At 67.9% G+C, this 24,511-nt stretch carries 26 protein-coding genes; 12 read left to right on the top strand and 14 right to left on the bottom strand.

The features are described from left to right. Positions 1-11 precede the first annotated feature (11 nt). Positions 12-704, bottom strand: coding sequence for a hypothetical protein (locus tag AC1RR5_RS06605; protein WP_492920361.1), 693 nt, complete (start codon positions 702-704; stop codon positions 12-14). 119 nt (positions 705-823) lie between these two features. Further along, positions 824-1,915 (bottom strand): hypothetical protein, encoded by a 1,092-nt coding sequence (locus tag AC1RR5_RS06600; RefSeq protein ID WP_492920359.1) that lies wholly within the window; start codon positions 1,913-1,915, stop codon positions 824-826. A 113-nt stretch (positions 1,916-2,028) separates the two neighbouring features. On the opposite strand from AC1RR5_RS06600, the gene AC1RR5_RS06595 reads away from it, so the two are divergent. The 7 genes from AC1RR5_RS06595 to AC1RR5_RS06565 all read left to right on the top strand — a co-directional run bounded on the left by AC1RR5_RS06595 (position 2,029) and on the right by AC1RR5_RS06565 (position 7,775). After that, positions 2,029-2,721, top strand: coding sequence for a hypothetical protein (locus AC1RR5_RS06595; protein ID WP_492920357.1), 693 nt, complete (start codon positions 2,029-2,031; stop codon positions 2,719-2,721). A 1-nt stretch (position 2,722) separates the two neighbouring features. Further along, on the top strand, positions 2,723-3,532 hold the full coding sequence (locus AC1RR5_RS06590) for a bestrophin-like domain (protein WP_492920356.1): 810 nt from the start codon (positions 2,723-2,725) through the stop codon (positions 3,530-3,532). A gap of 90 nt (positions 3,533-3,622) precedes the next feature. Then, positions 3,623-4,171 (top strand): hypothetical protein, encoded by a 549-nt coding sequence (locus tag AC1RR5_RS06585; RefSeq protein WP_492920355.1) that lies wholly within the window; start codon positions 3,623-3,625, stop codon positions 4,169-4,171. A 15-nt stretch (positions 4,172-4,186) separates the two neighbouring features. Continuing rightward, positions 4,187-4,705 (top strand): hypothetical protein, encoded by a 519-nt coding sequence (locus AC1RR5_RS06580; RefSeq protein WP_492920353.1) that lies wholly within the window; start codon positions 4,187-4,189, stop codon positions 4,703-4,705. A 22-nt stretch (positions 4,706-4,727) separates the two neighbouring features. Further along, on the top strand, positions 4,728-5,096 hold the full coding sequence (locus tag AC1RR5_RS06575; protein WP_492920351.1) for a lysozyme inhibitor LprI family protein: 369 nt from the start codon (positions 4,728-4,730) through the stop codon (positions 5,094-5,096). Continuing rightward, positions 5,093-6,823 (top strand): molybdopterin-dependent oxidoreductase, encoded by a 1,731-nt coding sequence (locus AC1RR5_RS06570; protein WP_492920349.1) that lies wholly within the window; start codon positions 5,093-5,095, stop codon positions 6,821-6,823. The genes AC1RR5_RS06575 and AC1RR5_RS06570 overlap by 4 nt, the downstream gene beginning before the upstream one ends. Positions 6,824-7,178: 355 nt before the next feature. Further along, entirely contained in the window at positions 7,179-7,775 is a 597-nt protein-coding gene (locus tag AC1RR5_RS06565; RefSeq protein WP_492920348.1) for a chemotaxis protein CheX, read from the top strand. A 303-nt stretch (positions 7,776-8,078) separates the two neighbouring features. Here AC1RR5_RS06565 and guaA read toward each other — a convergent pair whose 3' ends face one another. Genes guaA through guaB form a run of 4 tightly spaced genes read right to left on the bottom strand, consistent with a single transcriptional unit; the run spans position 8,079 to position 12,806 of the window. Next, entirely contained in the window at positions 8,079-9,638 is a 1,560-nt protein-coding gene (gene guaA, locus AC1RR5_RS06560) for a glutamine-hydrolyzing GMP synthase (RefSeq protein ID WP_492920347.1), read from the bottom strand. A 28-nt stretch (positions 9,639-9,666) separates the two neighbouring features. Then, positions 9,667-10,944 carry an RsmB/NOP family class I SAM-dependent RNA methyltransferase gene (locus tag AC1RR5_RS06555; RefSeq protein WP_492920346.1) on the bottom strand — a complete coding sequence of 426 codons (1,278 nt, stop codon included), beginning with the start codon at positions 10,942-10,944 and terminating at the stop codon, positions 9,667-9,669. Further along, positions 10,944-11,339 carry an MAPEG family protein gene (locus tag AC1RR5_RS06550; RefSeq protein WP_492920344.1) on the bottom strand — a complete coding sequence of 132 codons (396 nt, stop codon included), beginning with the start codon at positions 11,337-11,339 and terminating at the stop codon, positions 10,944-10,946. The genes AC1RR5_RS06555 and AC1RR5_RS06550 overlap by 1 nt, the downstream gene beginning before the upstream one ends. A gap of 3 nt (positions 11,340-11,342) precedes the next feature. Next, positions 11,343-12,806 carry an IMP dehydrogenase gene (guaB, locus tag AC1RR5_RS06545; protein WP_492920342.1) on the bottom strand — a complete coding sequence of 488 codons (1,464 nt, stop codon included), beginning with the start codon at positions 12,804-12,806 and terminating at the stop codon, positions 11,343-11,345. Between the two features lie 160 nt (positions 12,807-12,966). Here guaB and AC1RR5_RS06540 point away from each other — a divergent pair, with 160 nt between their 5' ends. Both AC1RR5_RS06540 and AC1RR5_RS06535 read left to right on the top strand, forming a co-directional pair. Continuing rightward, entirely contained in the window at positions 12,967-13,242 is a 276-nt protein-coding gene (locus tag AC1RR5_RS06540) for a type II toxin-antitoxin system ParD family antitoxin (protein WP_492920340.1), read from the top strand. After that, positions 13,239-13,526 (top strand): type II toxin-antitoxin system RelE/ParE family toxin, encoded by a 288-nt coding sequence (locus AC1RR5_RS06535; RefSeq protein ID WP_492920339.1) that lies wholly within the window; start codon positions 13,239-13,241, stop codon positions 13,524-13,526. The genes AC1RR5_RS06540 and AC1RR5_RS06535 overlap by 4 nt, the downstream gene beginning before the upstream one ends. Here AC1RR5_RS06535 and AC1RR5_RS06530 read toward each other — a convergent pair. Continuing rightward, positions 13,523-14,239 (bottom strand): RlmE family RNA methyltransferase, encoded by a 717-nt coding sequence (locus AC1RR5_RS06530; RefSeq protein ID WP_492920337.1) that lies wholly within the window; start codon positions 14,237-14,239, stop codon positions 13,523-13,525. The genes AC1RR5_RS06535 and AC1RR5_RS06530 overlap by 4 nt on opposite strands. Then, positions 14,236-15,348: a Ppx/GppA phosphatase family protein gene (locus AC1RR5_RS06525; protein WP_492920335.1), complete on the bottom strand. Its 1,113-nt coding sequence runs from the start codon at positions 15,346-15,348 to the stop codon at positions 14,236-14,238. Before AC1RR5_RS06525 ends, AC1RR5_RS06530 begins: the two co-directional genes overlap by 4 nt. A 159-nt stretch (positions 15,349-15,507) precedes the next feature. Here AC1RR5_RS06525 and hspQ point away from each other — a divergent pair, with 159 nt between their 5' ends. Both hspQ and phhA read left to right on the top strand, forming a co-directional pair. Further along, the gene (gene hspQ, locus AC1RR5_RS06520) at positions 15,508-15,837 is read left to right on the top strand and encodes a heat shock protein HspQ (RefSeq protein ID WP_291873144.1); all 330 of its coding nucleotides are present in this window, start codon (positions 15,508-15,510) and stop codon (positions 15,835-15,837) included. A gap of 81 nt (positions 15,838-15,918) precedes the next feature. Continuing rightward, a complete protein-coding gene (gene phhA, locus AC1RR5_RS06515; RefSeq protein ID WP_492920334.1) occupies positions 15,919-16,803 on the top strand; it encodes a phenylalanine 4-monooxygenase in 885 nt (294 codons plus the stop codon). On the opposite strand, the gene AC1RR5_RS06510 is transcribed toward phhA, so the two are convergent. Further along, complete coding sequence (locus AC1RR5_RS06510) at positions 16,758-17,981, bottom strand: acyltransferase family protein (RefSeq protein ID WP_492920333.1); 1,224 nt, start codon at positions 17,979-17,981, stop codon at positions 16,758-16,760. The genes phhA and AC1RR5_RS06510 overlap by 46 nt on opposite strands. 15 nt (positions 17,982-17,996) lie before the next feature. On the opposite strand from AC1RR5_RS06510, the gene AC1RR5_RS06505 reads away from it, so the two are divergent. Continuing rightward, positions 17,997-18,917, top strand: coding sequence for a LytTR family DNA-binding domain-containing protein (locus AC1RR5_RS06505; protein WP_492920332.1), 921 nt, complete (start codon positions 17,997-17,999; stop codon positions 18,915-18,917). On the opposite strand, the gene AC1RR5_RS06500 is transcribed toward AC1RR5_RS06505, so the two are convergent. The 5 genes from AC1RR5_RS06500 to AC1RR5_RS06480 are packed head-to-tail and all read right to left on the bottom strand — an operon-like array spanning position 18,914 to position 24,439. Further along, positions 18,914-19,408: a GNAT family N-acetyltransferase gene (locus tag AC1RR5_RS06500; protein ID WP_492920331.1), complete on the bottom strand. Its 495-nt coding sequence runs from the start codon at positions 19,406-19,408 to the stop codon at positions 18,914-18,916. The two genes, AC1RR5_RS06505 and AC1RR5_RS06500, sit on opposite strands and share 4 nt — an antisense overlap. Continuing rightward, a complete protein-coding gene (gene astB / locus AC1RR5_RS06495) occupies positions 19,405-20,745 on the bottom strand; it encodes an N-succinylarginine dihydrolase (RefSeq protein ID WP_492920330.1) in 1,341 nt (446 codons plus the stop codon). The genes AC1RR5_RS06500 and astB overlap by 4 nt, the downstream gene beginning before the upstream one ends. Next, a complete protein-coding gene (astD, locus tag AC1RR5_RS06490; protein ID WP_492920328.1) occupies positions 20,742-22,193 on the bottom strand; it encodes a succinylglutamate-semialdehyde dehydrogenase in 1,452 nt (483 codons plus the stop codon). Before astD ends, astB begins: the two co-directional genes overlap by 4 nt. Then, positions 22,190-23,194, bottom strand: coding sequence for an arginine N-succinyltransferase (locus AC1RR5_RS06485; protein WP_492920326.1), 1,005 nt, complete (start codon positions 23,192-23,194; stop codon positions 22,190-22,192). Before AC1RR5_RS06485 ends, astD begins: the two co-directional genes overlap by 4 nt. Then, positions 23,195-24,439 carry a hydrolase gene (locus AC1RR5_RS06480; RefSeq protein WP_492920325.1) on the bottom strand — a complete coding sequence of 415 codons (1,245 nt, stop codon included), beginning with the start codon at positions 24,437-24,439 and terminating at the stop codon, positions 23,195-23,197. Between the last annotated feature and the right edge of the window lie 72 nt (positions 24,440-24,511).

Raw genomic sequence — 24,511 nt, 5'->3', positions numbered from 1 at the left:
CGGTAAGCTCCTTAGCGACCGACGCCGACGTCGAGGGTGTAGCGCAGCTGCTCGCCCCGGCGGGCCGCGTTGCGCATCAGATAGACCTCGATCTTGTAGCGGCCGCTGGTCGCCGCGCGGCCGCGCCAGCGATTGCCGCCCGCCGAGCCATTGAACACCGCCTGGTTGGCGCGCGGCGCGGTGACGTTGAAATAGCCCGAACGATTGGAGCTTTGCAGTGACACGTTGATCGTCTGACCGGCGCGGACGTCGAGCGTGTAGGTCACGGTCTCGTAGCCCTTGACGACGCCGCGACGGGTCGCCGAGGACGCGCCGCGATCGAAGCGGATCTCCTCGGTCCGGCCGTTGGCCACCGGCCCGCCGACAGGACCCGGGAGGGTGCTTGGGACGCCTGGTCGACCGGGGCCGGGGCGCCGGCAATCGGGGGCCGGCGTCGCGACGATGGAGTCATAGCGGCCGTTGACCGTGGCTACCGACAGACACACGCCGCGCCGCTCGTTCCACCAGTAGGTCCACTTGCGATCGTCGCCGCTCTGGCCGCCGACATTGACGTAGCCGCGTGCGCTGAGCTGGCCTTCGCCGCTGGAGCCTCGGGCGCCGACAAGATCGCGCACGTCCGACGGCGTGGATTGCGCCACGGCCGAGGCCAAGGGCGTGAGCGCCATGAGCGAGGTCAGGGTCAGGGCGGTGAGGGAACGTCGCATTGGCCTACTCCGGTTGGGGCAAGGGCGAGGCCACGGGAGATCGTCCTGACGTCCGACCGCGACCTCCCCTGACTCAACTTCTAGGGAAGCCGCCTGACTTTGGGAAGCGTCCGCCGGTCTCAAAGCCGTCCATGCAGGTCCTCGGGCGCCTCGATCACGCGCGTCCATTTGGCCGAAACGACCCTCCATTTCGGATCGGACGCCCGCAGCATCTTCATCACGCCCGGCAGGTGATCGGCGCCGTAGTTGACGTAGATGCGCGGCCGGGGGTCGGCGACGATGCGGTCGACCAGCACGCGGTTGCGATAGTCCAGAAGCAAAGGATCGAGGTCGCCTGGCGGCTTGTCGTCCTTGGGCGCCAGCGCGATATCCATGTAGCCGCGGCATACCACCCCGGCCAGCGACCGGTGACGCGGGTTGCCATCCTGCGCCCAGTCCAGAAACTTGGCGATGCCATCCGCACCGCTGGCCTGGTCCTTCTCGTTTTCAGCGGCCTTGCGGGCCTTGGCCGCGAAGTCCTTGTCGGCTGCCAGCAGGCGCTCGTACTCCTGCTTCATCTGCAAGGTCGAGACGTCGGCGGCCACGTGGCGTTCGGGATGCTCGCGGATGTCGCCGGCCAGCAGCTGGAAGTAGTCCCCCTGGAACGCCAGGCCACAGACCTTGCCCAGGCTCTTGTAGCGCTCGGTCAGGTCGCCCCCGCCAGCCAGGGTCTTGGAGAACCAAGCGTCGCCGGCGGGATCGGGCTTCACGCCCTCGTAGTAGATCGCGTAGCCGTCGGCGAGCGCGTGCTCCAGGTCGTAGATCACCGTCTTGTAGAAGGTCTCCGAACCGACGTGGGCCATGCCCTGAAAGATGATCGTCTTGTGGCCGTTCGAGAGGACGACCTGGGGCGCCGCCAGCGGGCGACTGGCGACGATCGCGGCCAGATAGTAGATCGGCGCGGCCGCCGCGATGCTCAGCACGAACAGCAACGCCACGCTCACGGTAAACCAACGGCGCGCGAACGCCTTGCCCGCTTTCCTGTCGACGAGAAGGCGGGCCAGCGCGGCGAGCGGCAGGGCTAGCACCAGCGCGACGACAAGAACGCCCAGCGGAATCCAGGCGCTGAACCCCAGCAGCACCGGCAGGGCTAGCAGAAAGCCCAGGCCCAGCAGGAACCAGGCGACGGTTGAGACCCGCTGCCACAGATTGAGACCGCCCTCGCCCATCATGTCGCCTCCCGATCAGAGGCAAAGCATCGTCGGCTGGGCTTACCCTGCCAAGCGCAATCTGGAATTGTCGATACAACGGCGTCTCACCGCCGCCCGATTCATCGGATCCCGCCGTGGCCAAGGCTCTGCAGATGGACTTCATTCGTATCCTCCGCTCGCTGGAGGAGTTCCTCTACGAGGTGATGACCTGGCTGGTCTTCTACCCTCGCGCCCTGCTGCGTTCGGCGATCCGCCCACTGGAGACCCTTGAATACTCCCGGGCAGAACTGCGCAAACCCGAGGAGGAACAGTACCAGGACACGCTGAGCCCGCCGCTCTTCCTGATGCTCAGCCTGGTCATCGCGCATCTCATCGAACTGGGCCTGCACCTGCATCCCTTCACCGACATCGGCCATAAGGCCGAGAAGCTGTTCGGGTCTGATCAGAACCTGATCATCCTGCGATCGCTGATGTTCGCGGCCTATCCGCTGATGTTCGCCCTGGAGCAGGTGAAGGCTTCCAACCAGCCTCTGACCCGCAAGACGCTGCGCGGCCCCTTCTTTGGCGAGTGTTATCCGGCCTCGGTGTTTTGCCTGCTGGCGGGCATCGGCGGCACCATCGCCGAGGCGTGGCCCGACCGCGCCCTGATCGGAGGCGGCGTCGTGGCGCTCGCGAGCGTCTGGTACGTCGGGCTACAGGCTGCGTGGCTGAGGCGGTTCAATCCGACCTGGCGGCGGGCCGTGGTTATCGCGGTCGGCTGCTTCCTGAAGGCGTCCGCGCTGCTCTTCGCGGCGAGCGCGGTCATCAGCCTGGCGGTGCTGGACTAGAATGGACAAGCTGCTCAACCAGGCCTCGCTGATCGCGATCGCGGGCGGATTGTTCATCGCCTTGCTGGCGCTGCGTGAAGGATCGGCGTGGCTGACCCGGCGGCTGGCGCGGGACCGCGGGACCGACCATCCCGGCTACGTCTTGACGGGCGTGCTGGGCCTGCTGTCGCTCCTGATCGCCTTCACCTTCGGCCTGGCGCTCGATCGCTACGAGACCCGCTACAACCTGCTCGTCGCGGAGGCGGCGGCGTTGAACACCGTCGACATGCGCGTGCGCCTCCTCGATCAGCCGGCGTCCGGTCGACTGGTCCAGCTGGTGCGCCGCTATGCCGAGACGCGTCTGCGTTACGGCGAGGCCGACTCCGCGCAGAAGCCGCCCTTCGAGAAGGCCTCGCACACGCTTCGCCGCGACATCCAGCGCGAGACCCTGGCGGCCGTGCGCAACGTGCGGGACCGCCCGTTCGCGCCGCTGGTCATCCAGTCGGTCAACGACGCTCTGGCCGTCGGCGTTTCGCGCGAGGCCGCGCACAATGCCCCGCTCCCCACGACCATCGTGGTGGTGCTGATCGTCTACGCGCTCGTGGTCGCCGCCGTGCTGGGCTACACGCTGCCCTCGCGAGGGCATCAACACCGGATCGTCTCGGGGATGCTGTTCCTGCTCCTGACGCTCGCGATGAGCCTGATCCTCGATCTGGACCGGGCCCGCAGCGGCACCATCCAGATCGATCAAGGCCCCATGCGGCGCCTCGTCGAGCGGCTGGATGAAGCGCCCGCGCCCCCCGCCAACGTCCGCGTAGGCGTTACCCCGTGATCGCGCACGACAGGGCGCCAGCTCAACCGATTGTAGCGGCCGCCAGAACCTGCAAAGATGCCGCAATCCCTTGCCGCATGGAGGTTTCCCATGTCGAAGACCACGAGATGTCTGGTGTCCGCGGCGGCGGGGATCGCTGTGCTGGTCTCGTCGATGGCGGCCTACGCCGAACCTCGCGACCTGATCGGGGCGCGGGCCGGCCAGGGTGAGAACAGTCTTCGATCGCGCGGCTACGCGCTCGACCATACCGACGGCGGCGTCCAGTACTGGTGGAACGCCCGCGATCGCGAGTGCATCAACCTCTTCATCGACAACGGCCGCTATGACACGATCGATCGCCGTCCGGATTCGGAGTGCAATTCCAGCCGCGGCGGCAAGAAGGACAACACCGGCGCGATCGTCGCCGGCGCCCTGGCCATCGGCATCCTGGCCGCCGCGGCCGCCTCGTCCAAGAAGCACGACGACGACCGCGACAGGGATCGTGATCGGGACCGGGATCGCGACCACGACCGCAGCAAGGACCCGCCCTATTCCCCGACCGGCGGGGTGTGGTGCTATCCCTCCCAGCACGCCTGCTACGAAGGCAGCCGGGGCTATTCGGCGTCCTGGACGTCCCGCGAATTCCGTTATCGCTACTAGGCCCGGAGCGAGATCATGCACCGCATTACAACGCTTTCGCTTGCCTTGGCCCTGACCGCACTGGCGGCTGGTTGCAGCCCCAAGCCAGCGGCCAAGACCGACGCCCCGCCGTCCACCGGCAAGGACGTCGCCCGCCAGGAGGCCGGCAAGCTGGTCACCGAACTGATGGCCCCGACCTTCACCGGCGAGCAGCAGGGCCGCATCCTGAACATGGGCTACTTCATGGCCGCTTCGTCGCTGTGTCCTGACCTCGAGGTCGACGCCGACAAGATGGGGCGCGCCGTCGAGGCGGTGCTGGCGCTGGATCCGGAGGGCGAAACGCCCGCCGAAAAACAGCACAAGCACGACGCGGTGATCATGTTCTTGGGGATGAGCTCGGGCGCGATGATCGGGTCGCACATCGATGGCAAGGCCGCCTTCTGCGAGGACGCCGCCAAGGTGAAGGGCGGCGCGCCGGAGACGCACCTCTTCACGGCTAGCGCGCCTTCCGCGCCGTCGACGGCTCCGGTGCCCACAGAATCAACCAAACCCTGACGCGGACGTGGCGGCGCAGGTCTTGAAGGCGTCGGGTATCGTGCTGGCCTGTATCGCTCTGGCGACGCCGGCGCATGCCCAGGCGCCCGTGCCGCCTCCGCCGGACTGGTCGCCCAGTCTTGACTGCGCCGCGCGCATCTATGCGGTCGACACCCTGATCTGCGAGGACGCCACGCTGCTGCAGGGCGTCCGACGAGTCGAGGACGCCTATCGTCGAGCTCTGGACCTGCGCCCGGAGAACCGCAGCAGCCTGCGGACTGACCAGGAAGCCTGGTCGAAACGGCGAAACATGTGCGTGTTCCAGGCCAAGGCCCGCCGCTGTGTCGAACGCCTGCAGGCCCGACGGGCCAGGGCCATGGAGGCGTCGATCAAGAAAGGCGTCGGGCGATGAGCGACGATCGCAACATCCGGCACGATCCGATCGCCGCCGCGCTTAGCCCCGCCGACGACCGCGTCCGGCTCAGCCACTGGCTCCCGCCACGCGCGGGGATCCTGCCGCACATCCGGATCGGCCAGCGCTGGTTCAACACTCTGTGGCTGCTGCCCATCTGCGCGGTCCTGCTCCTGATCGTCGTCGCCGGAGCGCAGGCGCTTCGCGAGACGGCCGAGGTCCAGGCGTTCATCGCCGCCCATCCGGGAATACCTGCGGCAGCGCCCAAGGTGATGTCGGGCTTTCCCTGGTGGCTGCGCCTCCAGCACGGTCTCAATATGGTCTTCATGATGTTCATCATGCGGGCCGGCCTGCAGATCCTGGCTGACCATCCCCGTCTCTATTGGCGACGCGACAGCACGCCCGGAACCGAGTGGTTCCGCTTCCAGAGCGACGTGCCCAAGGACCGTATCTGGACGGCCAAGGACGATGCGGTGACCCTGCCCCGATGGCTCGGCATTCCGGGCCTGCGCCACACCCTGGGCCTGGCGCGTTGGTGGCACTTCTCGATCAACCTTCTGTGGCTGCTGAACGGGATCGCGTTCTACGCCCTGATCTTCGCCAGCGACCAATGGCGGCGCATCGTGCCGCTGACTTGGGAGGTCTTTCCCGGCGCCCTGTCGACCGCGATCCAGTATGCGTCGCTGAACTTCCCGACCGACGAGGGCTGGACGCGCTACAACGGCCTGCAGCAGCTGACCTATTTCGTCACCGTGTTCGTGGCCGCACCGGTGTCGATCATCACGGGCCTGATGCAGTCGCCGGCGATCTCCAACGCCTCGGGCTGGGTCGGGCGAGTGTTCAATCGTCAGGCGGCCCGCTCGCTACACTTCGTCTCGTTCTGCTGGTTCGTGCTCTTCATCCTGGCGCACGGAGCGATGGTTCTGGTGACAGGCCTTCGCGACAACACCAACCACATGTTCGCCGGGGTCCACGATGAAAGCTGGTCGGGCTTTCCTTACTTCGTGGCGACGATGGCCGTGATCGCCGGCCTCTGGCTGTGGGCGTCGCCGTTTACCCTGCGCCACGCGCGCCTGGTGCAGCGCGCAGGGCGGTTCATGGTCGGCGACCTGAAGGGGCTTCTGGAGCGGATCGACCCGCGCTCCCAACTGACCGAGAAGGACATCTCGCCCCACTTCTGGCCGAACGGCACGATGCCCAACTCGCCGGAGTACGAGGCTCTGCTCGCAGGCGGCTTCGCCGACTACCGCCTGCGCGTCGGCGGTTTGGTCGAGCGCCCCGCGGAGTTCTCTCTGGCCGACCTGATGGCCATGCCCAAGCAGGACCAGATCACCACCCACTTCTGTATCCAGGGCTGGTCGGGCGTGGCCAAGTGGGGCGGCGTCCCGATGCGCGAGGTCATGGACCGCGTGCGCCCGCTGCCCGCGGCGCGTTACGCCGTCTTCTACTCCCTGGCCGACGGCGGCGATGGCGGGCGCTACTACGACGTTCACAAGGTCAGCAACATGCGCCACGCGCTGACGATCCTGGCCTATGAGATGAACGGCGCGCCGCTGCCCGTGCTGCATGGCGCGCCGCTGCGCCTGCGCTGCGAGAACGAGCTGGGCTTTAAAATGGTCAAATGGATCGCTGCGATCGAATTCGTCGAAGACTTCGGCGACCTCGGGGCCGGACAAGGCGGCTACAACGAGGACCATGAGTTCTTTGGCTATCGGATGCCGATCTGAGGCCAAGCCGCGCCAAGAGCCGACCTTGGAATGCCTCCAGAAAGCAGACCCCTAACCCTGCCCTGACGGCCAGCACCTCATGACGGGCATGATTGCGGCGCCTTTCCACACTTTGCCGGCTCGTCCGCACGCCGATCGGGATCCCCCAGGTGACGAGAACGACTTGGCTCGCCTGCTCGATCGTGCCGCCACCGGCGGCTGCGGACGCTTTAGCAGGTAGACGGATGCCTCGTTTGTTGTTGGGAGCCATGGCGCCTTCAGCGACTGGCCGCCTCGCTAAAGGTCGGGATACGTCGTAGAACCTTCCGCATACGTCTGCCGCCTAGCCTTGGCGGACCACGTGTGGGGAATAGACGTGCTTTCGGAAATTGAGAACGACGCTCTCACCGAGCTCGTCAACATCGCGGTGAGCGGCGCGGCGGTGCGACTGCGGGCAATGGTAGGCACAGAGGTCAAGCTCACCGTACCTGCGGTGTCGGTGGTTGATGGCGCCAACGCCGCAAATGCAATGGAGGCGCTCGGGCTTTCGAGCATCATGGCCGTAAGGCAAAGCTTCTCTGGCCTCCTTCACGGCGAGACGCTGCTAATATTCCCAGAGGGAAGCTACAAGGAGCTCGTTCATGCAGTCCTCGGCGCGGACATGGCTGAAGCCGAGATCGACGCCCTAACCGACGATGCGCTTGGTGAGATTGGCAATGTTCTTCTACTTGGCTTTCTAAGTACGGTCGGAACGCTTCTGGAGGTTCAGTTTCAGATCACTGTGCCGACTGTCGCGCTGTCTAACCCCGAGGATATTTTTACCGGCGACAAGGACCAGGTCGCGCTCTTCATCTACGTCAACTTCATGATCAGCGGTCGCGAAGTCCGCGGGTATTTTGGATTGGTCTTGGGCGTGGAAACCTTCGCGGTCTTGAAAAAGGTCCTGGCGGCTTTCCTTCAAAAGGTGCTCTAGACGGGCTGCGTTCGGCGGACGCTAGATTTCGCGACTAGCTGCGGATGCAGTGGGATCTGACCCTGTTTTCCCCTCTCCCTGGCTAAGGGAAGGTGAGCCACGTCGGCATGCAGGTTGCCCGCGCGGTCTCGGTGGCGCCATGAGCCGGACTTCACCGCAGCCCGCCGCCGTCCGCCCAGGCGCCAGTTTACATACCCTCGGGCAGCGCGCTTACTGGCTTCAGTCCTGCATAAACACGCAAAATCATGGGACTTAAGCGGCGCGACGTTGAGCGACGCCGAGTGTTGTTTTACAACCGCAATCTCACTCCCACTCGATCGTGCCGGGCGGCTTGCTGGTCACGTCGTAGACGACCCGGTTGACGCCGCGCACCTCGTTGATGATGCGCGTGGCGGTCTTGCCCAGGATCGGCCAGGGGAATTCGAAGAAGTCGGCGGTCATGCCGTCGGTCGAGGTGACCGCGCGCAAAGCCAGGACGTTCTCGTAGGTGCGGGCGTCGCCCATCACGCCGACGGTCTTCACCGGCAGCAGCACGGCGAAGGCCTGCCAGATCTGGTCGTAGAGACCGGCGTTGCGGATCTCTTCCAGATAGATGGCGTCGGCGTCCTGCAGGACCTTGACCTTCTCGGGCGTGATCTCGCCCGGGATGCGGATGGCCAGGCCCGGGCCGGGGAACGGGTGGCGGCCGACGAAGGCCGGGGCCAGGCCCAGTTCGACGCCCAGGGCGCGGACCTCGTCCTTGAAGAGCTCGCGCAGCGGCTCGACCAGCTTCAGCTTCATGTAGTCCGGCAGGCCGCCGACATTGTGGTGGCTCTTGATCACCGCCGAGGGGCCGCCGCGGGCCGAGACGCTCTCGACGACGTCGGGATACAGCGTGCCCTGGGCCAGGAACTGCGCGCCGTCGATCTTGGCGGCTTCCTTGTCGAAGACGTCGATGAACAGGCGGCCGATGGTCTTGCGCTTGGTCTCCGGGTCGCTGACGCCGGCCAGCTCGCCCAGGAACATGTCGCCAGCGTCCACATGGACCAGCGGGATGTTGTAGTGGTCGCGGAACAGGGTGACGACCTGATCGGCTTCGTTCTTGCGAAGAAGACCTGTGTCGACGAACACGCAGGTCAGTTGGTCGCCGATCGCCTCATGGATCAGGACGGCGGCCACCGAGCTGTCGACGCCGCCCGACAGGCCGCAGATCACCTTGCCGGTCCCGACCTGGTCGCGGATCTTCTGGACCATCTCCTGGCGGAAGGCCGCCATCGTCCAGTCGCCCTTCAGGCCCGCCAGGGTCAGGAAGTTCTTGTAGATCTTGCTGCCGTTGACGGTGTGGACCACCTCGGGGTGGAACTGGACGGCGTAGATCTTCTTGGCGTCATTGGCGATGGCCGCGAACGGCGCGCCGGTCGAGGTAGCGACGACCTCGAAGCCGTCCGGGATGGCGGTGACGCGGTCGCCATGGCTCATCCAAACGGTTTCCAGCTCGCCGACGCCGGCCAGGCCTTCGAACAGCGGGCTGGTCTTCCCGATAGTCAGCTCGGCGCGGCCGAACTCACCGGCGTGGCCGCCCTCGACCTTGCCGCCCAGCACGTCGCACAGCAGTTGCTGGCCGTAGCAGATGGCCAGCATCGGCAGGCCCAGGTCGAACAGCTTGCGGCCGATGCGGGGGCTGTCGTCCTCGAGCACGCTGGCCGGGCCGCCCGACAGGATGATCGCCGAGGGCTTGTAGGTGTCGACGAGGTCTTCGGCCTTGTCGAACGGATGGATCTCGCAATAGACGCCGGCCTCGCGCACCCGGCGCGCGATCAGCTGGGTCACCTGGCTGCCGAAGTCGACGATCAGGACGCGCTGGTGTTCGGTTTCAGTGGTCATGGCAGGTCTCCAGCGGTCAGTGCGTCGGTCAGGGCGTGTAGGTGGATCGCTCCAGCACGGCGGCGAAGAAGCCATCCGTTCCGGCGCGATGCGGGGTCAGGCGCAGATAGCCTTCGGGGGTCACGTGCGTGACGCCGTCCAGGGCGATCGGCTTCACGGTGAATTCGGGGTGGCGCTCGAGGAAGCCGGTGACCCGGTCCTCGTTCTCGTCGACCAGCAGCGAACAGGTGACATAGACCATGCGACCGCCGGCCTTCACGAAGGTCGAGGCGTCCTCCAGCACGCTGTCCTGTTCGATTTGGCGCTTGGCCAGCTGGTCAGGCGACAGTCGCCACTTGGCGTCCGGATGGCGGCGCCAGGTGCCGGCGCCGGTGCAGGGGGCGTCGACGAAGACGACGTCGATCTTGCCTTCCAGGCCCTTCAGCGGCGTGGCCTCGATCGGCGAGCGAATCTGCAGGTTGCGGACCCCTGCCCTCTGGCCGCGCCGAATGGTGTCGGCCAGGCGACGGGCGTCGCTGTCGTGGGCGAAGATCTGGCCGGTGTTGCCCATGGCGGCGGCCAAGGCGAGCGTCTTGCCGCCCCCGCCGGCGCAGAAGTCCAACACCTGCTTGCCCTTGACCTCGCCGGCCACGGCGGCGGCGATCTGCGAGCCCAGGTCCTGGACCTCGAACCAGCCCTTGGAGAAGGCCGGCACGGCCTCGACCGACGGCGTGCGGTCGGCGGCGGCCGGAGCAGGGATGCGGAAGGCGTTGGGCAGGATCCCCGCCGGCGCGGCGTGGATCGGGGCCAGGGCCTTGGCGGCGCGCTCGGCGTCGGTCTTCAGGGTGTTGACCCGCAGGTCGACCGGGGCGCGTTCGGACAGCGCCTGCATCTCGACCGTCTGGTCGGCGCCGAAAACGCGGATAAGCCGCTCTTCCAGCCAATCGGGATAGTCGCCGGCGACCGGCGCCGGGGCGGTGTCCAGCGAGACCGGGCTAGCCAGGCGCTCGCGCTCGGCGTCGGTCAAGGCGCCGAAACCGTGCTCCTCCGAGGCGGCTTCAGAAACCCGATCCGGCGTCCAGTTCCAGGTGAAGGCCAAGACGCCCAGCACGACGCCACGCGCGCTGGTGTCGCCCATCATCCAGCCCAGCGAGCGCTTGCGACGCAGGGCGTCCAGGACGAGACCCGACACGAAGGCGCGGTCCTTGGAGCCGGCGTAGCGCGCGGCCTCGCCCCAGCGCTTCAGCGCCATCTTCACCGGAAAATGCCGCGCCTCGATCTCGGTCAGAACCTCGATCGCTGCTGAAACCCGTCCGCCGTCGCGCATCAGACCACCAGGGCCGCGAGCAACATCAAGATCCCGACCATCGAGGCGACCCAGGTCAAGCTGCGCACATAGGGCACGCCATAGGCATAGAGCGGGATGTAGACGGCGCGGGCCGCCACATAGATCAGCGCGCCGAGCGAGGTGAGCTCGCCCATGCGACCGCCCAGGTAGTCCACGATCACCAGCACCGCGAAGAACGGAAACGTCTCGCGGAAGTTGGCGAAGGCGCGTTCCAGGCGCCCCGCGACGCCGGTCAGCACGACCGGCTCGTCGCGGGGCCCCGTATTCCACTTCAAGCCGCGCTGAGGCTGGGCGGCCGCGGCCGCCCACAACAGGTGGACGATCCCGATCAGGACCGCCGCCGCCAGCATCTGCAGCTCGAAGGCCATCCGCATCGGCTAGACCGCGCTCGGATAGTTGGGAGCTTCGCGCGTGATCATCACGTCGTGGACGTGGCTTTCCCGCAGGCCCGCGCCCGTGATGCGGACGAACTTGGCGCGCTTCTGCAGCTCGGGGATCGTCGGCGCGCCCACATAGCCCATGGCCGCGCGCAGGCCGCCGACCAGCTGGTGCAGCACCGGCGAGATCGGGCCCTTGAACGGGGTCTGGCCCTCGATGCCTTCCGGCACGAGCTTGAAGTTGTCCGTGACTTCCTTCTGGAAGTAGCGGTCGGCCGAACCGCGGGCCATGGCGCCCACCGAGCCCATGCCGCGATAGCTCTTGTACGAGCGGCCCTGGTATAGGAACACCTCGCCCGGCGCCTCTTCGGTGCCGGCGAACATCGAGCCCATCATGGCGGTCGAGGCCCCGGCCGCGATGGCCTTGGCCAGGTCGCCCGAGTACTTGATGCCGCCGTCGGCGATGATCGGGGTGTTGCTCTCGCGACCAGCGCGGACAGCTTCGATGATCGCGGTCAGCTGCGGCACGCCCACGCCCGCAACGATGCGGGTGGTGCAGATCGAGCCCGGGCCGATGCCGACCTTCACCGCGTCGGCGCCGGCGTCGATCAGGGCGCGGGCGGCGTCGTAGGTGGCGATGTTGCCGGCCACGATCTGGACGCGGTTGGCTTCGCGCTTCAGGCGCGAGACCGCTTGCGCGACCTGGCTGGAGTGGCCGTGGGCGGTGTCGATGACGACGACGTCGACGCCGGCGTCCACCAGACCCATCGAACGCTCGAAGCCGGCGTCGCCGACGGTCGAGGCCGCGCCGACCAGCAGCCGGCCCTTGTCGTCCTTGGCGGCCAGGGGGTGAGCCTGGGCTTTCTCGATGTCCTTCACCGTGATCAGGCCGACGGCGTGATAGCCTTCGTCGACCACGATCAGGCGCTCGATCTTGTGCTTGCGCAGCAGTTCGCGAGCTTCGGCCTGATCCACGCCCTCGTTGACGGTGATCAGGTTCTCGCGGGTCATGATCGCCGAGGCCGGGACGTTGGCGTCGCCCTCGAAGCGCATGTCGCGGTTGGTGACGATGCCGACCAGCTTGCCCGAGCCGCGCTCGACCACCGGGAAACCCGAGATCTTGCGACGGGCCGTGATCTCGCGGATCTCGGCCAGGGTGGTGTCGGGATGGATCGTCAGCGGATTGATGACCATGCCGCTTTCGTAGCGCTTGACCTCGCGCACCTGGTCGGCCTGCTCCTCGTTGGTGAGGTTGCGGTGCAGGATGCCCAGGCCGCCGGCTTGCGCCATCGCGATGGCCAGGCGGCTTTCGGTCACCGTGTCCATGGCGGCGGACACGAGCGGAATGTTCAGACTGATTTCACGCGTGAACCGGGTCTCGGTCGTCACCTGGGTAGGCATGACGTCGGACGGGCCGGGTTCGAGCAAAACGTCGTCGAAGGTAAGCCCTTCGCGAATCTCCATCGGAGTCTCCATTTTGCGGCGCGTATGTAGCCGCGAGGGGGGCGGTTGTCGACCCGCCGCAGGTGCGAAATGGAGATGTATTTTTCAAGGGCGATGTCTGGCGAGAGATGCTTGCCGATCCAGAGCCGATGGCGGATATTGGATCAAAAGGAGAACATCGATGGCAATCAGCGTTGATCTCGATCCGGAGCTGGAGGCCGCCGTCGTCGCGCTGATCGAAACGGGTCGGTACGGATCGAGGATCGAGGTGCTCCGCCAGGGCGTGCGGCTGTTGCAGGATCGCGAGGCCAAACTGGCGGCATTCCATGCCGCAATCGATGAGGGCTTGGCCGATATCGAAGCCGGCCGGATAGTCTCGATGGAAGAGGCCTTCGCCGAGGTCGAGGCCGAACTCGACCTGCTGCTGGCCCGGCCCGCCGGCTTCGCCGAGGAATGAACGTGATCTTCTCCGAGCGGGCTCGGCGCGATTTGCGCACGATCGCGGCTTGGATTTCGAAGGATCGCCCGATAGCCGCGCAAAAGATTGCTCTGGGCCTGCGCGTCGCGTGCACGATGCTCGCTAAGCAGCCGCACGCCTATCAGTTCGCGGAAGGCCGCGAGAACCAAGGCGTAAGGCGCGCACCGTACAGTCGCTATCTGGTCCTGTACCGGGTGGAAGCGGACCACATTTCGATCGTTCGCATCCTCGACGGAGCGCGCGACATGACTGGCCTCCTCTAGTCCCGCCGCCCCTTGAACCCCGTCGCGACCAGGAAGACTTCCGAGCTGTCCGCCCGGCTGGCCTTGGGCTTGTAGTGCTGGACCTTTTCGAAGTGCTTCTTCAGCCGGGCGATGACCTCGGCCGTCTCGCCGCCCTGGAAGGCCTTGGCGACGAAGGCGCCGCCGGGCTTGAGGACGTCGATGGCGAACTCGGCGGCGATCTCGATCAGGCCGACGATGCGAAGGTGGTCGGTCTCGCGGTGGCCGACGGTGTTGGGGGCCATGTCCGACAGCACGACATCCGGCGGGCCGTCCAGCAGCTCCAGGAGCTGGGCCGGCGCGTCGTCGGCGGTGAAGTCCATCTCCAGCAGGTGGGCCGGGGCGACCGGGTCGACGGGCAAGAGGTCGATGCCGGCCAGCTGAGTCACGCCGCGCTCGACGGCGATCTGCAGCCAGCCGCCGGGCGCGCAGCCCAGGTCGATGACCTTCGCGCCCTTGTGGAAGAAGCGAAACTTGTCGTCGATCTCACTGATCTTGAAGGCCGCGCGGCTGCGATAGCCCAAGGCGCGAGCCTTGGCCGAGAACGGGTCGTTGATCTGGCGCTCCAGCCAGGCCTGCTGGCTGGGCGTGCGGCCATAGGCGGTCTTCAGGCGCGCGGGCTTGGCGCGGCCGCCCTCGTTGCCACCGGCCGGCGGCTTGACCATACGCTTGCGGGGCGGTTCTTCATCGCTCATGCGGCTACCGGTTTCTTGGATGAGCCGCCGCGACGGCGCCGACGCGGGCGCTTCTGCTGTTCGGACATCAGGGACATCAGGAGCCCCTCTCTAAGCCCTCGGTCGGCGACACGCACGCGCGAACATGGCCACAGCTCCTGCACGGCCTGCAGGATCGCCGCGCCGGCCAGGACCAGATCGGCGCGATCGGCCCCGATGCACGGCTCCTGCGCCCGCTCGGCGGCGGTCAGGCCCTGCAGGCGTTCGGACGCGGCTTCGCAGTCGGTGCGGTCCATCCAGAGGCCGTCGACGACGTTGCGATCATAGCGCGGCAGGCCCAGGTGCAGGCCGGCCAGGCTGGTGATCGCGCCCGAAGTGCCGACCAGATGCGCCCTGCCCTCGGCGAAGATCTCGCGCATCGGCTCGGCGTGCGGGAAGGCCTCGATCCGCGCCTTGACGTCCTCGACCATGGCCCGGAACCAGCCCTCGTCGGCGCGCTCACCCTCGGGGAAACGTTCGGCCAGGGTGACAACGCCCACCGGGATCGACAGCCAGGCCTTGATCGGCAGCTTCCAGGCGGCGAACTGGCGCGGCTTGGCGTCCAGGCCCCCGCCCTTCAGGTCCACCCACGACAACTCGGTCGAGCCGCCGCCGACATCGACCACCAGGGCCGCGTCCTGCTCGCGGTCGAACAGGCTCATGCATCCGGCGACCGACAGCTGGGCTTCCTCCCGCGGGCTGATGATCTGCAGCTTGAGGCCGGTCTCCTCGTGCACCCGGCGCACGAAGTCGGGACCATTGGTCGCGCCCCGGCAGGCCTGGGTGGCCACGGCCTTCACGCGGATCGCCTTGCGGCGGCGGATCTTCTCGGCGCAGACCTTCAGGGCCGCCAGCGAGCGCTCCATGGCCGCGTCCGACAGTTCGCCGGTCTGCGACAGACCCTCGCCCAGGCGCACGATGCGGGAATAGGCCTCGACGACGCGGAATCCGCGCGGCGTGGGCGTGGCCACCAGAAGGCGGCAATTGTTGGTCCCCAGGTCCAGCGCCGCGTAGCACGCGACCGACTCGTCCTGAGACCGCCGACGCCGGCCTTGCGGGGCAGCGCCGGGCGCGCGCGGCGCCTCCGACATGGTCTCTACCTGTCTCGCAGGCCTCGCGAACGGTTGCGGGCCTCACTTCGAGTCGACCATAGCACGCTGCTCGCCTGCAGGAAGGCGCCCGCTTGTCATCCGGGTTCGGACGGCGAACCGTTCAGGATTCAGTCAGGTGGGCCTGCTATCCTTAACGCCATGAACTCTCGACTCGCCAAATTCGCGATCGGCCAGGTCGTCCGGCACCGCATCTTCCCGTTCCGGGGCGTGGTGTTCGACGTCGACCCGGTGTTCGCCAATACCGAGGAATGGTGGCAGTCCATCCCCGAGGATATCCGGCCGACCAAGGACCAGCCGTTCTACCACCTGCTGGCCGAGAACGACGACAACAGCTACGTCGCCTATGTGTCCGAGCAGAACCTGCTGCCCGACGACAGCGGCGAGCCGGTCGGGCACCCGCAGACGGCGGTGATCTTCGAGTCCTTCGATCACGGGCTGTACAAGCTTCGCCCCCGGATCTCGCACTAGATAGAACATCTCTCCGCCGAACCGCGTTTTTGACGCAAACTCCGAACAGTTTTTACCGAGTTCGGGGCGTAGCGTCATCGCATGAGCGGAGATGGTTTTAGCAACGGGCCGCCCCCGGGCGCTCGCCCCGACTGGACGATCGATCAGGGCTGGGAAGCCTATTCCCAGGCCGAGCACGACGTCTGGATCACCCTGTACGAGCGCCAGGCGCAGATGCTGCATGGCCGCGCCTGCGACGCGTTCCTGCGCGGCCTCGACGCGCTGGACCTGCACCGTACGGGCATCCCCGACTTCCACCGCATCAACGAGGAGCTCCAGCGCCTGACCGGCTGGAGCGTGGTCGCCGTGCCAGGCCTGGTGCCCGACGACGTGTTCTTCGACCACTTGGCCAATCGCCGCTTCCCGGCCGGCCAGTTCATCCGCAAGCCGCACGAGCTGGACTATCTGCAGGAGCCGGACATCTTCCACGATGTCTTCGGCCACGTGCCGATGCTGACTGACCCGACCTTCGCCGACTACATGCAGGCCTATGGCCAAGGCGGGCAGCGGGCGCTGGGCCTGGGCCGCCTGAAGAACCTGGCCCGTCTCTACTGGTACACGGTGGAGTTTGGCCTGATGAACACGCCTGCGGGCCTGCGCATCTACGGGGCCGGCATCGTCTCGTCGCGCACGGAGTCGATCTTCGCCCTGGACGATCTTTCGCCCAACCGCATCGGTTTCGACCTGGAGCGGGTGATGCGGACGAACTACCGGATCGACGACTTCCAGCAGGTCTATTTCGTGATCGACTCGATCCAGACCCTGCAGGAGGTCACGCTGCGTGACTTCGGCGCGATCTACGATCGCATGGCCGGCGCCAGCGACATCGGTGTCGCCGAGATCGTTCCCGGCGACACCGTGATCACGCGCGGCACCCAGGCCTATGCGAAGGCCGGCGGACGTTTGGCGACCGCCTCGGCGGGCTGACCTTTCAGGCCGAACAGGATCCGCACGCCGGGGATGCGTCGCACGATCTCGTAGGTCGCAAAGCAGCCGGCGAAGGTGGCCACGACCAGGATCGCGCCTTCCAGGGCCAGGGGCAGGTGAAGCTTGGCCAAGTGATGGGCCATGACCACGATCAGGGTCTGGTGCACCAGATAGAACGGGAAGACGCCCAGGGTCAGGTAGCGCAGCACGGGGCCGCCCCTGGTGCTCAGGTGCTTGGCCCCGAAGCCCAGGATGGCGACGATGGCGCACCAGCCCTGGATCGCGAAGACGAAGCGACCCGCCAAGCCCACCAGCGGCGACGGCTGCGGCAGGCCGTCATGACGCCAGTAGGTCCACACCATCCACGACCAGACCGCCCAGGCGGCGACGGCCAGGACCAGGGCTGGCCAGCGCACCGCAGTCAGGCGATCGCGCAGCACCTCAGACTTGGCCAGGCCGAAACCTAGCAGGAAGGCGCTGAACGAAACGGCGTGGACATAGGGGTCGTCGACCAGGGCATGGGTCTCGCCGAACTTGGCGTAGAGGGTGGCGCGCAACATCCCTAGGAACAGCACTGGCCAGACGAACAGGCCAACGCCCTTCAGCAGCCCTTCGGCGGCCTTCTGCATGTGCTCGCCAGCTTTCTTCCAAACCAGCAGCATGGCGGCCAGAACCATCGTATAGACAAAGAGATAGGCCACGAACCACATGTGGTTCCAGGTCGGAGTGATCAGGCAGTTCCCATCCGCCCCGCACCAGTGGCCCGAGGCCGTGGCGTAACGGACCCAGAAGTTGTCGACGGTCAGCGGCGTGCCCGGATGGGCCGCGATATATTCCACGATCTGGTAGTAGGACTGCGGCGGCACGATCACGAACATGGCGAAGATCAGAGGGGGCAGCAGGCGCGCGATCCGCGCCGTGGTCAGTTTCCCGACGCTGACCTTGTCGGCCGTGAACCGCGTCGCCGCGCCCGAGACCAGGAACAGCAGCGTCAGCCGCCACGGATTGGTCATCAGCATGAAGGGCTCCAGCGCCTCGACCGGATACGGTGTCTTCACGTGCCAATCCCACGGCACGTAGAACATGCCGGTGTGGTAGAGGATCAGCAGGAAGAACGCGCCGACCCGAATCCAGTCGAGGTCATAGCGCCGGTCCAGGGGTGGTGAGGTCGTGGTCATGAAGAGGCGTCCGGGGTGAAGAGCGACGCCAAGGACCTGCCGCACGACGCCCAAGCCGGCCAAGCGTCCGGGGATCAGCGGTCGCTGGCTGGGACGACCGGAAAAGCTTCAGGGACGAGCGGCGGCGCTTTCGGGATGACCGGCGAGGAGCGCTTGTGGCTGGGCCGGGCCTGGCTGCTGGGGGCCTGCCTGATCAGCGCGATCTCGGTGGTCAACGTCCTGACCATCCAGCACGACGCGCCCCGGCTGGGCGTCATCGCGCCGTCGATCTGGGAGGGCAGCAGCGCGCTGGTCACCCTGGTGATCTTCGGCATCCCGGCGGCCATGGCCTTCTGGATGGTGCGGAGCCAGCCGCGCTGGTGGGTCGCCGTCCCGGCGCACATGGTCGCGGTGTTCGTCTATTCGGTGCTGCACGTCTCGGGCTTCGTGGTCCTGCGCAAGCTGGGCCACGCCGTCCTCCTGCACGAGGGCTACGATTTCGGGCCGCTGTCGACCGAGTTCCCGTACGAGTTCCGCAAGGACATGATGTCGTACGGCCTGGCGACGATCATCTACTGGCTGGCCCTGCGCCGCAGCGCCCAGAAGCCGGCCGAAGCCTATGCCCCTGCCCCGCCCGCCACCTTCGACATCCAGGACGGCGCCCGGCTGATCCGCGTGCCGGTGGTCGAGATCCTGGCCGTGCGCTCGGCCGGCAACTATGCCGAGTTCGTCTTGGCCGACGGCCGCCGCCCGCTGACCCGCTCGTCGCTGAGCGCGGTGCTGGAAGGCCTGGCCCCGCACGGCTTCGTTCGCACCCACAAGTCCTGGCTGGTCAACAAGGCCCGCGTCACGGGGCTCAAGCCCGAGGGCTCAGGCGACTACGCCGTGGAACTGGGCGATCTCGAAGTCCCGCTGTCGCGGCGCTTCCCCGAGGCCCTGGCCGCGCTGCGCGGCTAGAGCAGCAACCCCATCAGGATGTCGTCCTCGAACCGGCCGTCCGGCAGCCGGCCGCGTGCGACCTGTCGGCCCTCGTGCTTGAAGCCCAGCCGCTCATAGAGCCGCACCGCGCCGGGATTGCCCGCGCCCGCCGCCAGCTCGATGCGCAGGATCTCCGGCTGCGCCGCTCGCGCCCAGTCGATCAGGGCTTCGAACAGCTTCGAGCCGATACCCTGGCCTTGGGCGTTCGGATGCACCGCCACCGTCAGCCCGCCCAGCACATGGGCGAACAAGGCGATGGTCTCGCGCTTGGCGTGGATCTCGCCGACCACGGTCCCGTCCGCTTCGACCGCGACCAGGCAGATGTCACTGGCGATTGCGTAGTCGCCATAGGCCGGCGTCACCTCCTCCGGCGCGCGGGCCAGGTTCCCGGGCGTCGTGGCGGCGGCCTGGTGCACGGCGACGATGGCGCCGCGGTCCGCCGGCGCAGCGGGTCGGATCGTGAAACTCACGCGCCCCTCTGGAACGGATAGAAGTCACCGCCAAGGTCGAGGATCTGGCTCAGCTCGTCCAGCGCCTCGCGGCTCTCGGTCAGCAGCAGCGGATCGGCCAGGTCGGCCGGCGCCAGGCGGTCGCGATAGCGGCGCGTGACCCAGTCGGCCAGGGTCGTGTGCAGGCCCGGCGTGAAGCGCTGGGCGGGATTGGTCGCCTCTAGCTCGGCGTCGGTCAGCACCACCCGCAGGCGCAGGCAGGCCGGCCCGCCGCCGTTGCGCATGCTCTGGCGGACATCGACATATTCGACGCGGCCGATCGGGCCGTTGGACGAGGCCAGGCTCTCGGCGACGGCGAAGGCGCGCGGGTTGTCGCGCGTCTCGGCCGGGGCCAGCAGCACCAGGCGGTCCTCGCCCGGCACGACCAGCAGCTGCGAATTGAACAGGTAGCTGGCCACCAGATCGGCCATCGGCAGGTCGGCTTCCGACACCTCGACGAAGGCCGGCTCGAACAGGTCGGCGGCGGCGGCGCGGACCTGGCGCTCCATCCCGGCGCGATCCTCGAAGGCGCGCTCGTGGAAGAACAGGCAGTCGCGCGTGCCGACGCAGACCACGTCGTTGTGGAACGCCCCGCCCTCGATCGCCGCCTTGCCTTGCTGGGGAAACACGGCCCGCGCCGCGCCATGGCGACGCTGGATGGCCTCGAAGGCTTCGCGGGTCTGGCGAGCCGGGAACTTGCCGTCCCAGTGCGCCCAGGCCTCTCGGCCCCAGACGAACAGGTTCACCCCCGACGCCCCGTGGTCGGCGCAGAGCCGGACGTGATTGGCCGCGCCTTCGTCGGCGAAGTGCGGCTGGGCCGGCAGCGGGTCGTGGACGGAAAAGCGCGCCGCGTCCGAAAACAGGCGGCGCAGAACGCGCGTCGTCTGCGGCCCCTCCAGGCTGCGGTGCAGATTGGTCAGCAGGTTGGCCGGCGTGAAGTGCACGCGGCCGTCGGCCGTATCGGCGCTGGGCGTCACGGTCGCGGCGTTGGCGGCCCACATCGGCGAAGCCGAGCAGGCGGCGGCGGCCAAGGCCGGCGCGTCCTTCCAGGCGGCCTCGATCACCGCCTCTTCCGAGCCCGAGAAGCCCAGCGACTTCAGCAGGCCTACAGCCGGACGCTCGTGCGGCGGCAGTACGAACTGCGGCACGCCCAGATCCGACAGCCGGCGCATCTTGCCGAGGCCCTCGAGCGCCGCGCCGCGCGGGTTGGAGACCTCGCCGGCGTTCTTCTGGCTGGCCAGGTTGCCGGGCGACAGGCCGACATAGCTGTGCGTCGGCCCGACCAGGCCGTCGCAATTGGCCTCGACCGCGCCAGTCATCCGCGCAGACCCTTGATGTCCTTGGAGGTGTCGAGCACCGCCCCGGCCTCGAAGCTGGCCACCGGATAGGCGCAGTAGTCGGCGGCGTAGTAGGCGCTGGGCCGATGGTTGCCCGAAGCCCCGAGCCCGCCGAACGGCATCGAGCCCGCCGCGCCCGTGGTGGGCCGGTTCCAGTTCACCACGCCCGCGCGGATGCGGTTCAGGAACTGGTCCCAACGCTTTGACTCAGCGGAGATAAGCCCGGCCGACAGACCGTAGCGCGTGGCGTTTGCACTCTTCAGCGCATCATCGAAAGTGGCCACGCGACGCACCTGCAGCCACGGCGCGAACAGCTCCTCGTCAGGGGTGTCGACGCCGGTGACATCGACCAGGCCGGGCGTGACAAAGGCCTCACTCAGCCCCTCGACCGAGCCCAAGGAGCGGATGCGGTCCCCGCCCATCGTGTCGGCCACGGCGCGGGCGGCCTGGGCGGCGCGGGCCGAGATCAGCGGGCCCATGAAGGCCTCGCCCTCGCCGTTCCAGGCGCCGATCGAGAGACGCTCGGCGAGGCCTGCCGTCGCCTCGATCACCTTCCGCCCGAAAGCGTCGTCCGGCACGATCAGCCGCCGCGCGCACGAGCAGCGCTGGCCGGTGGTGATGAAGGCCGACTGCACGACCAGGGCCGCGACCGCCTCGGCGTCATCGGCGTCCCAGACCACCAGCGGATTGTTGCCGCCCAGCTCCAGGGCCAGGATCACGTCGGGCCGGTCGGCGAAGTGGCGGCGGAAGAAGGTCCCGGCCGTGGCCGAGCCGGTAAACAGCAGGCCATCGATCGGCTGGTTGATCAGCGCCTGGCCGGTCTCGCGGCCGCCCTGGACGAGGTTGACGACGCCCGCCGGCACGCCCGCCGCCTCCAGCGCTTCGGCCATCAGCTGGCCCGCCAGGGGCGTCTCTTCCGAGGGCTTGAACACCACCGTGTCGCCCGCCAGCAGGGCCGGCACGATGTGGCCGTTGGGCAGGTGGCCGGGGAAGTTGAACGGCCCCAGCACCGCCATGACGCCATGGGCCCGGTGGCGCAGCACGGCGCGGCCGAACGGCATGGCGGTCTCGGTGACGCCGGTGCGCTCGTCATAGGCCTTGATCGACAGATCGACCTTGCCGGCCATCGACCCCAGCTCGGCCTTGGTCTCCCACAGCGCCTTGCCGGTCTCGCGGCTCAGAGCCTGCGCGAAGGCATCGGTGCGCTCGACAAGGATCTCCTTGTAGCGGCGCAGGACGGCGATCCGCTCCTCGCGCGGCTGGTCGGCCCAGGCGGGAAAGGCGCGGTGCGCGGCGGCCACGGCCTCGGCGACGTCGGCCGGCGTCGCGGTGGCCTCACGCCAGACGACCTCGCCAGTCGCCGGATCGGTCGAGACCAGTTCCGCGCCCTGCCCCGAGCGCCACTTGCCGTCGATATAGAGCCCGCTCATGCCTTCACCCGCACCATGTCGCCTTCACCCACGCCCAGAGCCTGCGCCGCATCGCGGCCCAGGATCGCCGCCTCGCCGTCGATCAGCACCGGCGCGCGCACGGCCCGGAAGCGGGCCACGGCGCCGGTGGAGACCAGGGCCTCCTCGCCAAAGGCGTCCTCGCCGATCTTCACGCGCAAGGCCCGCGCCTCGCGCACCGTCTTGATGTCATCGCGGCGCGCGGCGACCGTCGGCCCGGCGTCGAAGATGTCGATCAGGCCCTGGTAGCGGAAGCCCTCGGTCTCCAGCATGGCCCGCGCCGCCTCGCCTTCGCGGTGGACGCGGCCCAGCACCGCGCTGGCCTGCTCCGGCAGCAGCTCGGCATAGATCGGATGGCGCGGCGCCAGGTCCAGGATGAACTGGCCGTCGGTCGAGGCGCTCATCATGTCGGCCTCGTCGAACTCCAGGCGGAAGAACTTGCTGGCCACGTGGTCCCAGAACGGACAGCCGCCGTCCTCGTCAAACCAGCCCCGCAGCTCGGCCAGCACCATCTCGGCGAAGCGCTGGGGCTCCAGGCCGATCAGCATGTAGCGCGACTGGGCCAAGAGCCGCCCCGCCCCGCCCTTGCGGCGTTCGGGCCGCAGGAACAGCGAGCCGACCTCCGACCAGCCGGCGCACTCGTTGACCAGCACCAGGGCCCGGTGGTCGAAGCGCTTCTCCAGGGTCGGCGACGACTGGGCCAGGGTGACGACCCGGAACGAGAAGTGCGGGCGCTTGAGCCCCACCCCCGCCTTGACCCCGGCGACGCCGACGACGTCGTTGGTCTCCAGGTCCTCCAGCATCAGGGTGTACCAGGCCTCGGGCGGGGCGACATTGGCCTGGAAGCTGGCTTCCGACAGGGCCAGGCGCGCGCGCAGGGTCGGCTCATCCTCAGGCAGGCTGGTGAAGCCGCGCCCCGACAGCACGGCCAGTTCCATCAGGGCGTCGAAGTCGGCGGAACCGGCGGGACGGACGACGAGCATTCAGGTCAACTCCATGGCTGCGCGGATGGCGCGGGCGTCGATCTCGCCGCTGGCCAGTTTCATCAGGATCAGGGCCGAGAGCTGGGCGCGCTCGACGAAGCTTTCGGGAAAGGCGTGCTCGGCCTCGCTGTGGATGTCGCCGCCCCGCACGCCCAGGGTGTCGACGTTCGGCAGGCCCGAGGCGAACAGGTTGTTGCCCTCGCAGACCCCGCCGGACGGCTTCCAGGCGATGTCCTGGCCCAGTAGCGCGCCAACGTCCTTCACCGCCCCGAACAGGCGCTGCTGGGCGGCGTTGAAGGGCTTGGCGCCGCGGGTGATCAGGCCGTGCAGGTGGGCGTGCAAATCGTCGCCGATCTCGGACACGATCCGCGCGACCTCGCCCTCGAACCAGGCGGCGGCTTCGGCTTCCGGGAAGCGGACATTGAAGCGCACCACCGCCACGTCCGGCACCATGTTCAGCGGCGCGCCGCCGTCGATGCGCGAGACATTGACGGTGACGCCGTCGCGCAGGCCGTTCAGGCCGTGCAGCTTCTCGGCCACGCGGGCCGCGCCGATCACCGCGTTGCGGCCGGCGGCGAAGTCGCGGCCGGCATGGGCCGCGCGGCCATGGATGACGATGTGGAAATTGCCCGAGCCCTTGCGCGCCGAGGCCAGGGCCCCGTCGGCGAGGGCCGGCTCGTAGGTCAGGCCCACATGGCCGCGCCGGGCGAAGTCGGCCAGCACCGGGCCCGAGGCGATCGAGCCGATCTCCTCGTCCGGCGACAGCAGCACGCGGTAGCCGACGTTCGCGGCGTCAGGCGAGCGTTCGAACCCTTCCAGCGCCGCCAGCATGACCGAGATGCCGCCCTTCATGTCGGCGATGCCGGGACCGTGCAGCGCGCCGTCGGGGCGGGTGCGGACCCGCTGGAACGGGCTCGTCTCGGGATAGACGGTGTCGTAGTGGCCAGTCAGCACGACCTGGACCGGGGCCTCGGGACGGACCACGACGGCCAGCGACGGCGGATGGGCGAACTCGGTCTCGCGGCCATCGGCGGCGACTTCGCGCGAGGGCGACAGCGGCACGTCGATCGGGGCTGCCGGCAGGCGCGCAGCGGCGTCGAGCAGGATTTGCCTCTGACGTTCCAAGCCCGCCAGGTGCCGGCTGCCGGAGTTCGTCGCGCACCAGTCCACGGCGCGGTCGACGATCTGGCCGCCGTCACGCGCGATGTGATCCAGAACGGCGCGATCTTCTGAATTGAGATGCATATAGGCCGGTCCTCCCTCAGTCACGATAACCAAGGGCCGCGGGTAAAACGTGCTCACCTCTGATGAGGTAAC

It is taken from the genome of Caulobacter sp. GW821-FHT11E11, from assembly GCF_058808315.1.
The sequence above is the reverse complement of the archived record's forward strand: the minus strand, read 5'-3'. Positions and strand labels throughout refer to the sequence as shown.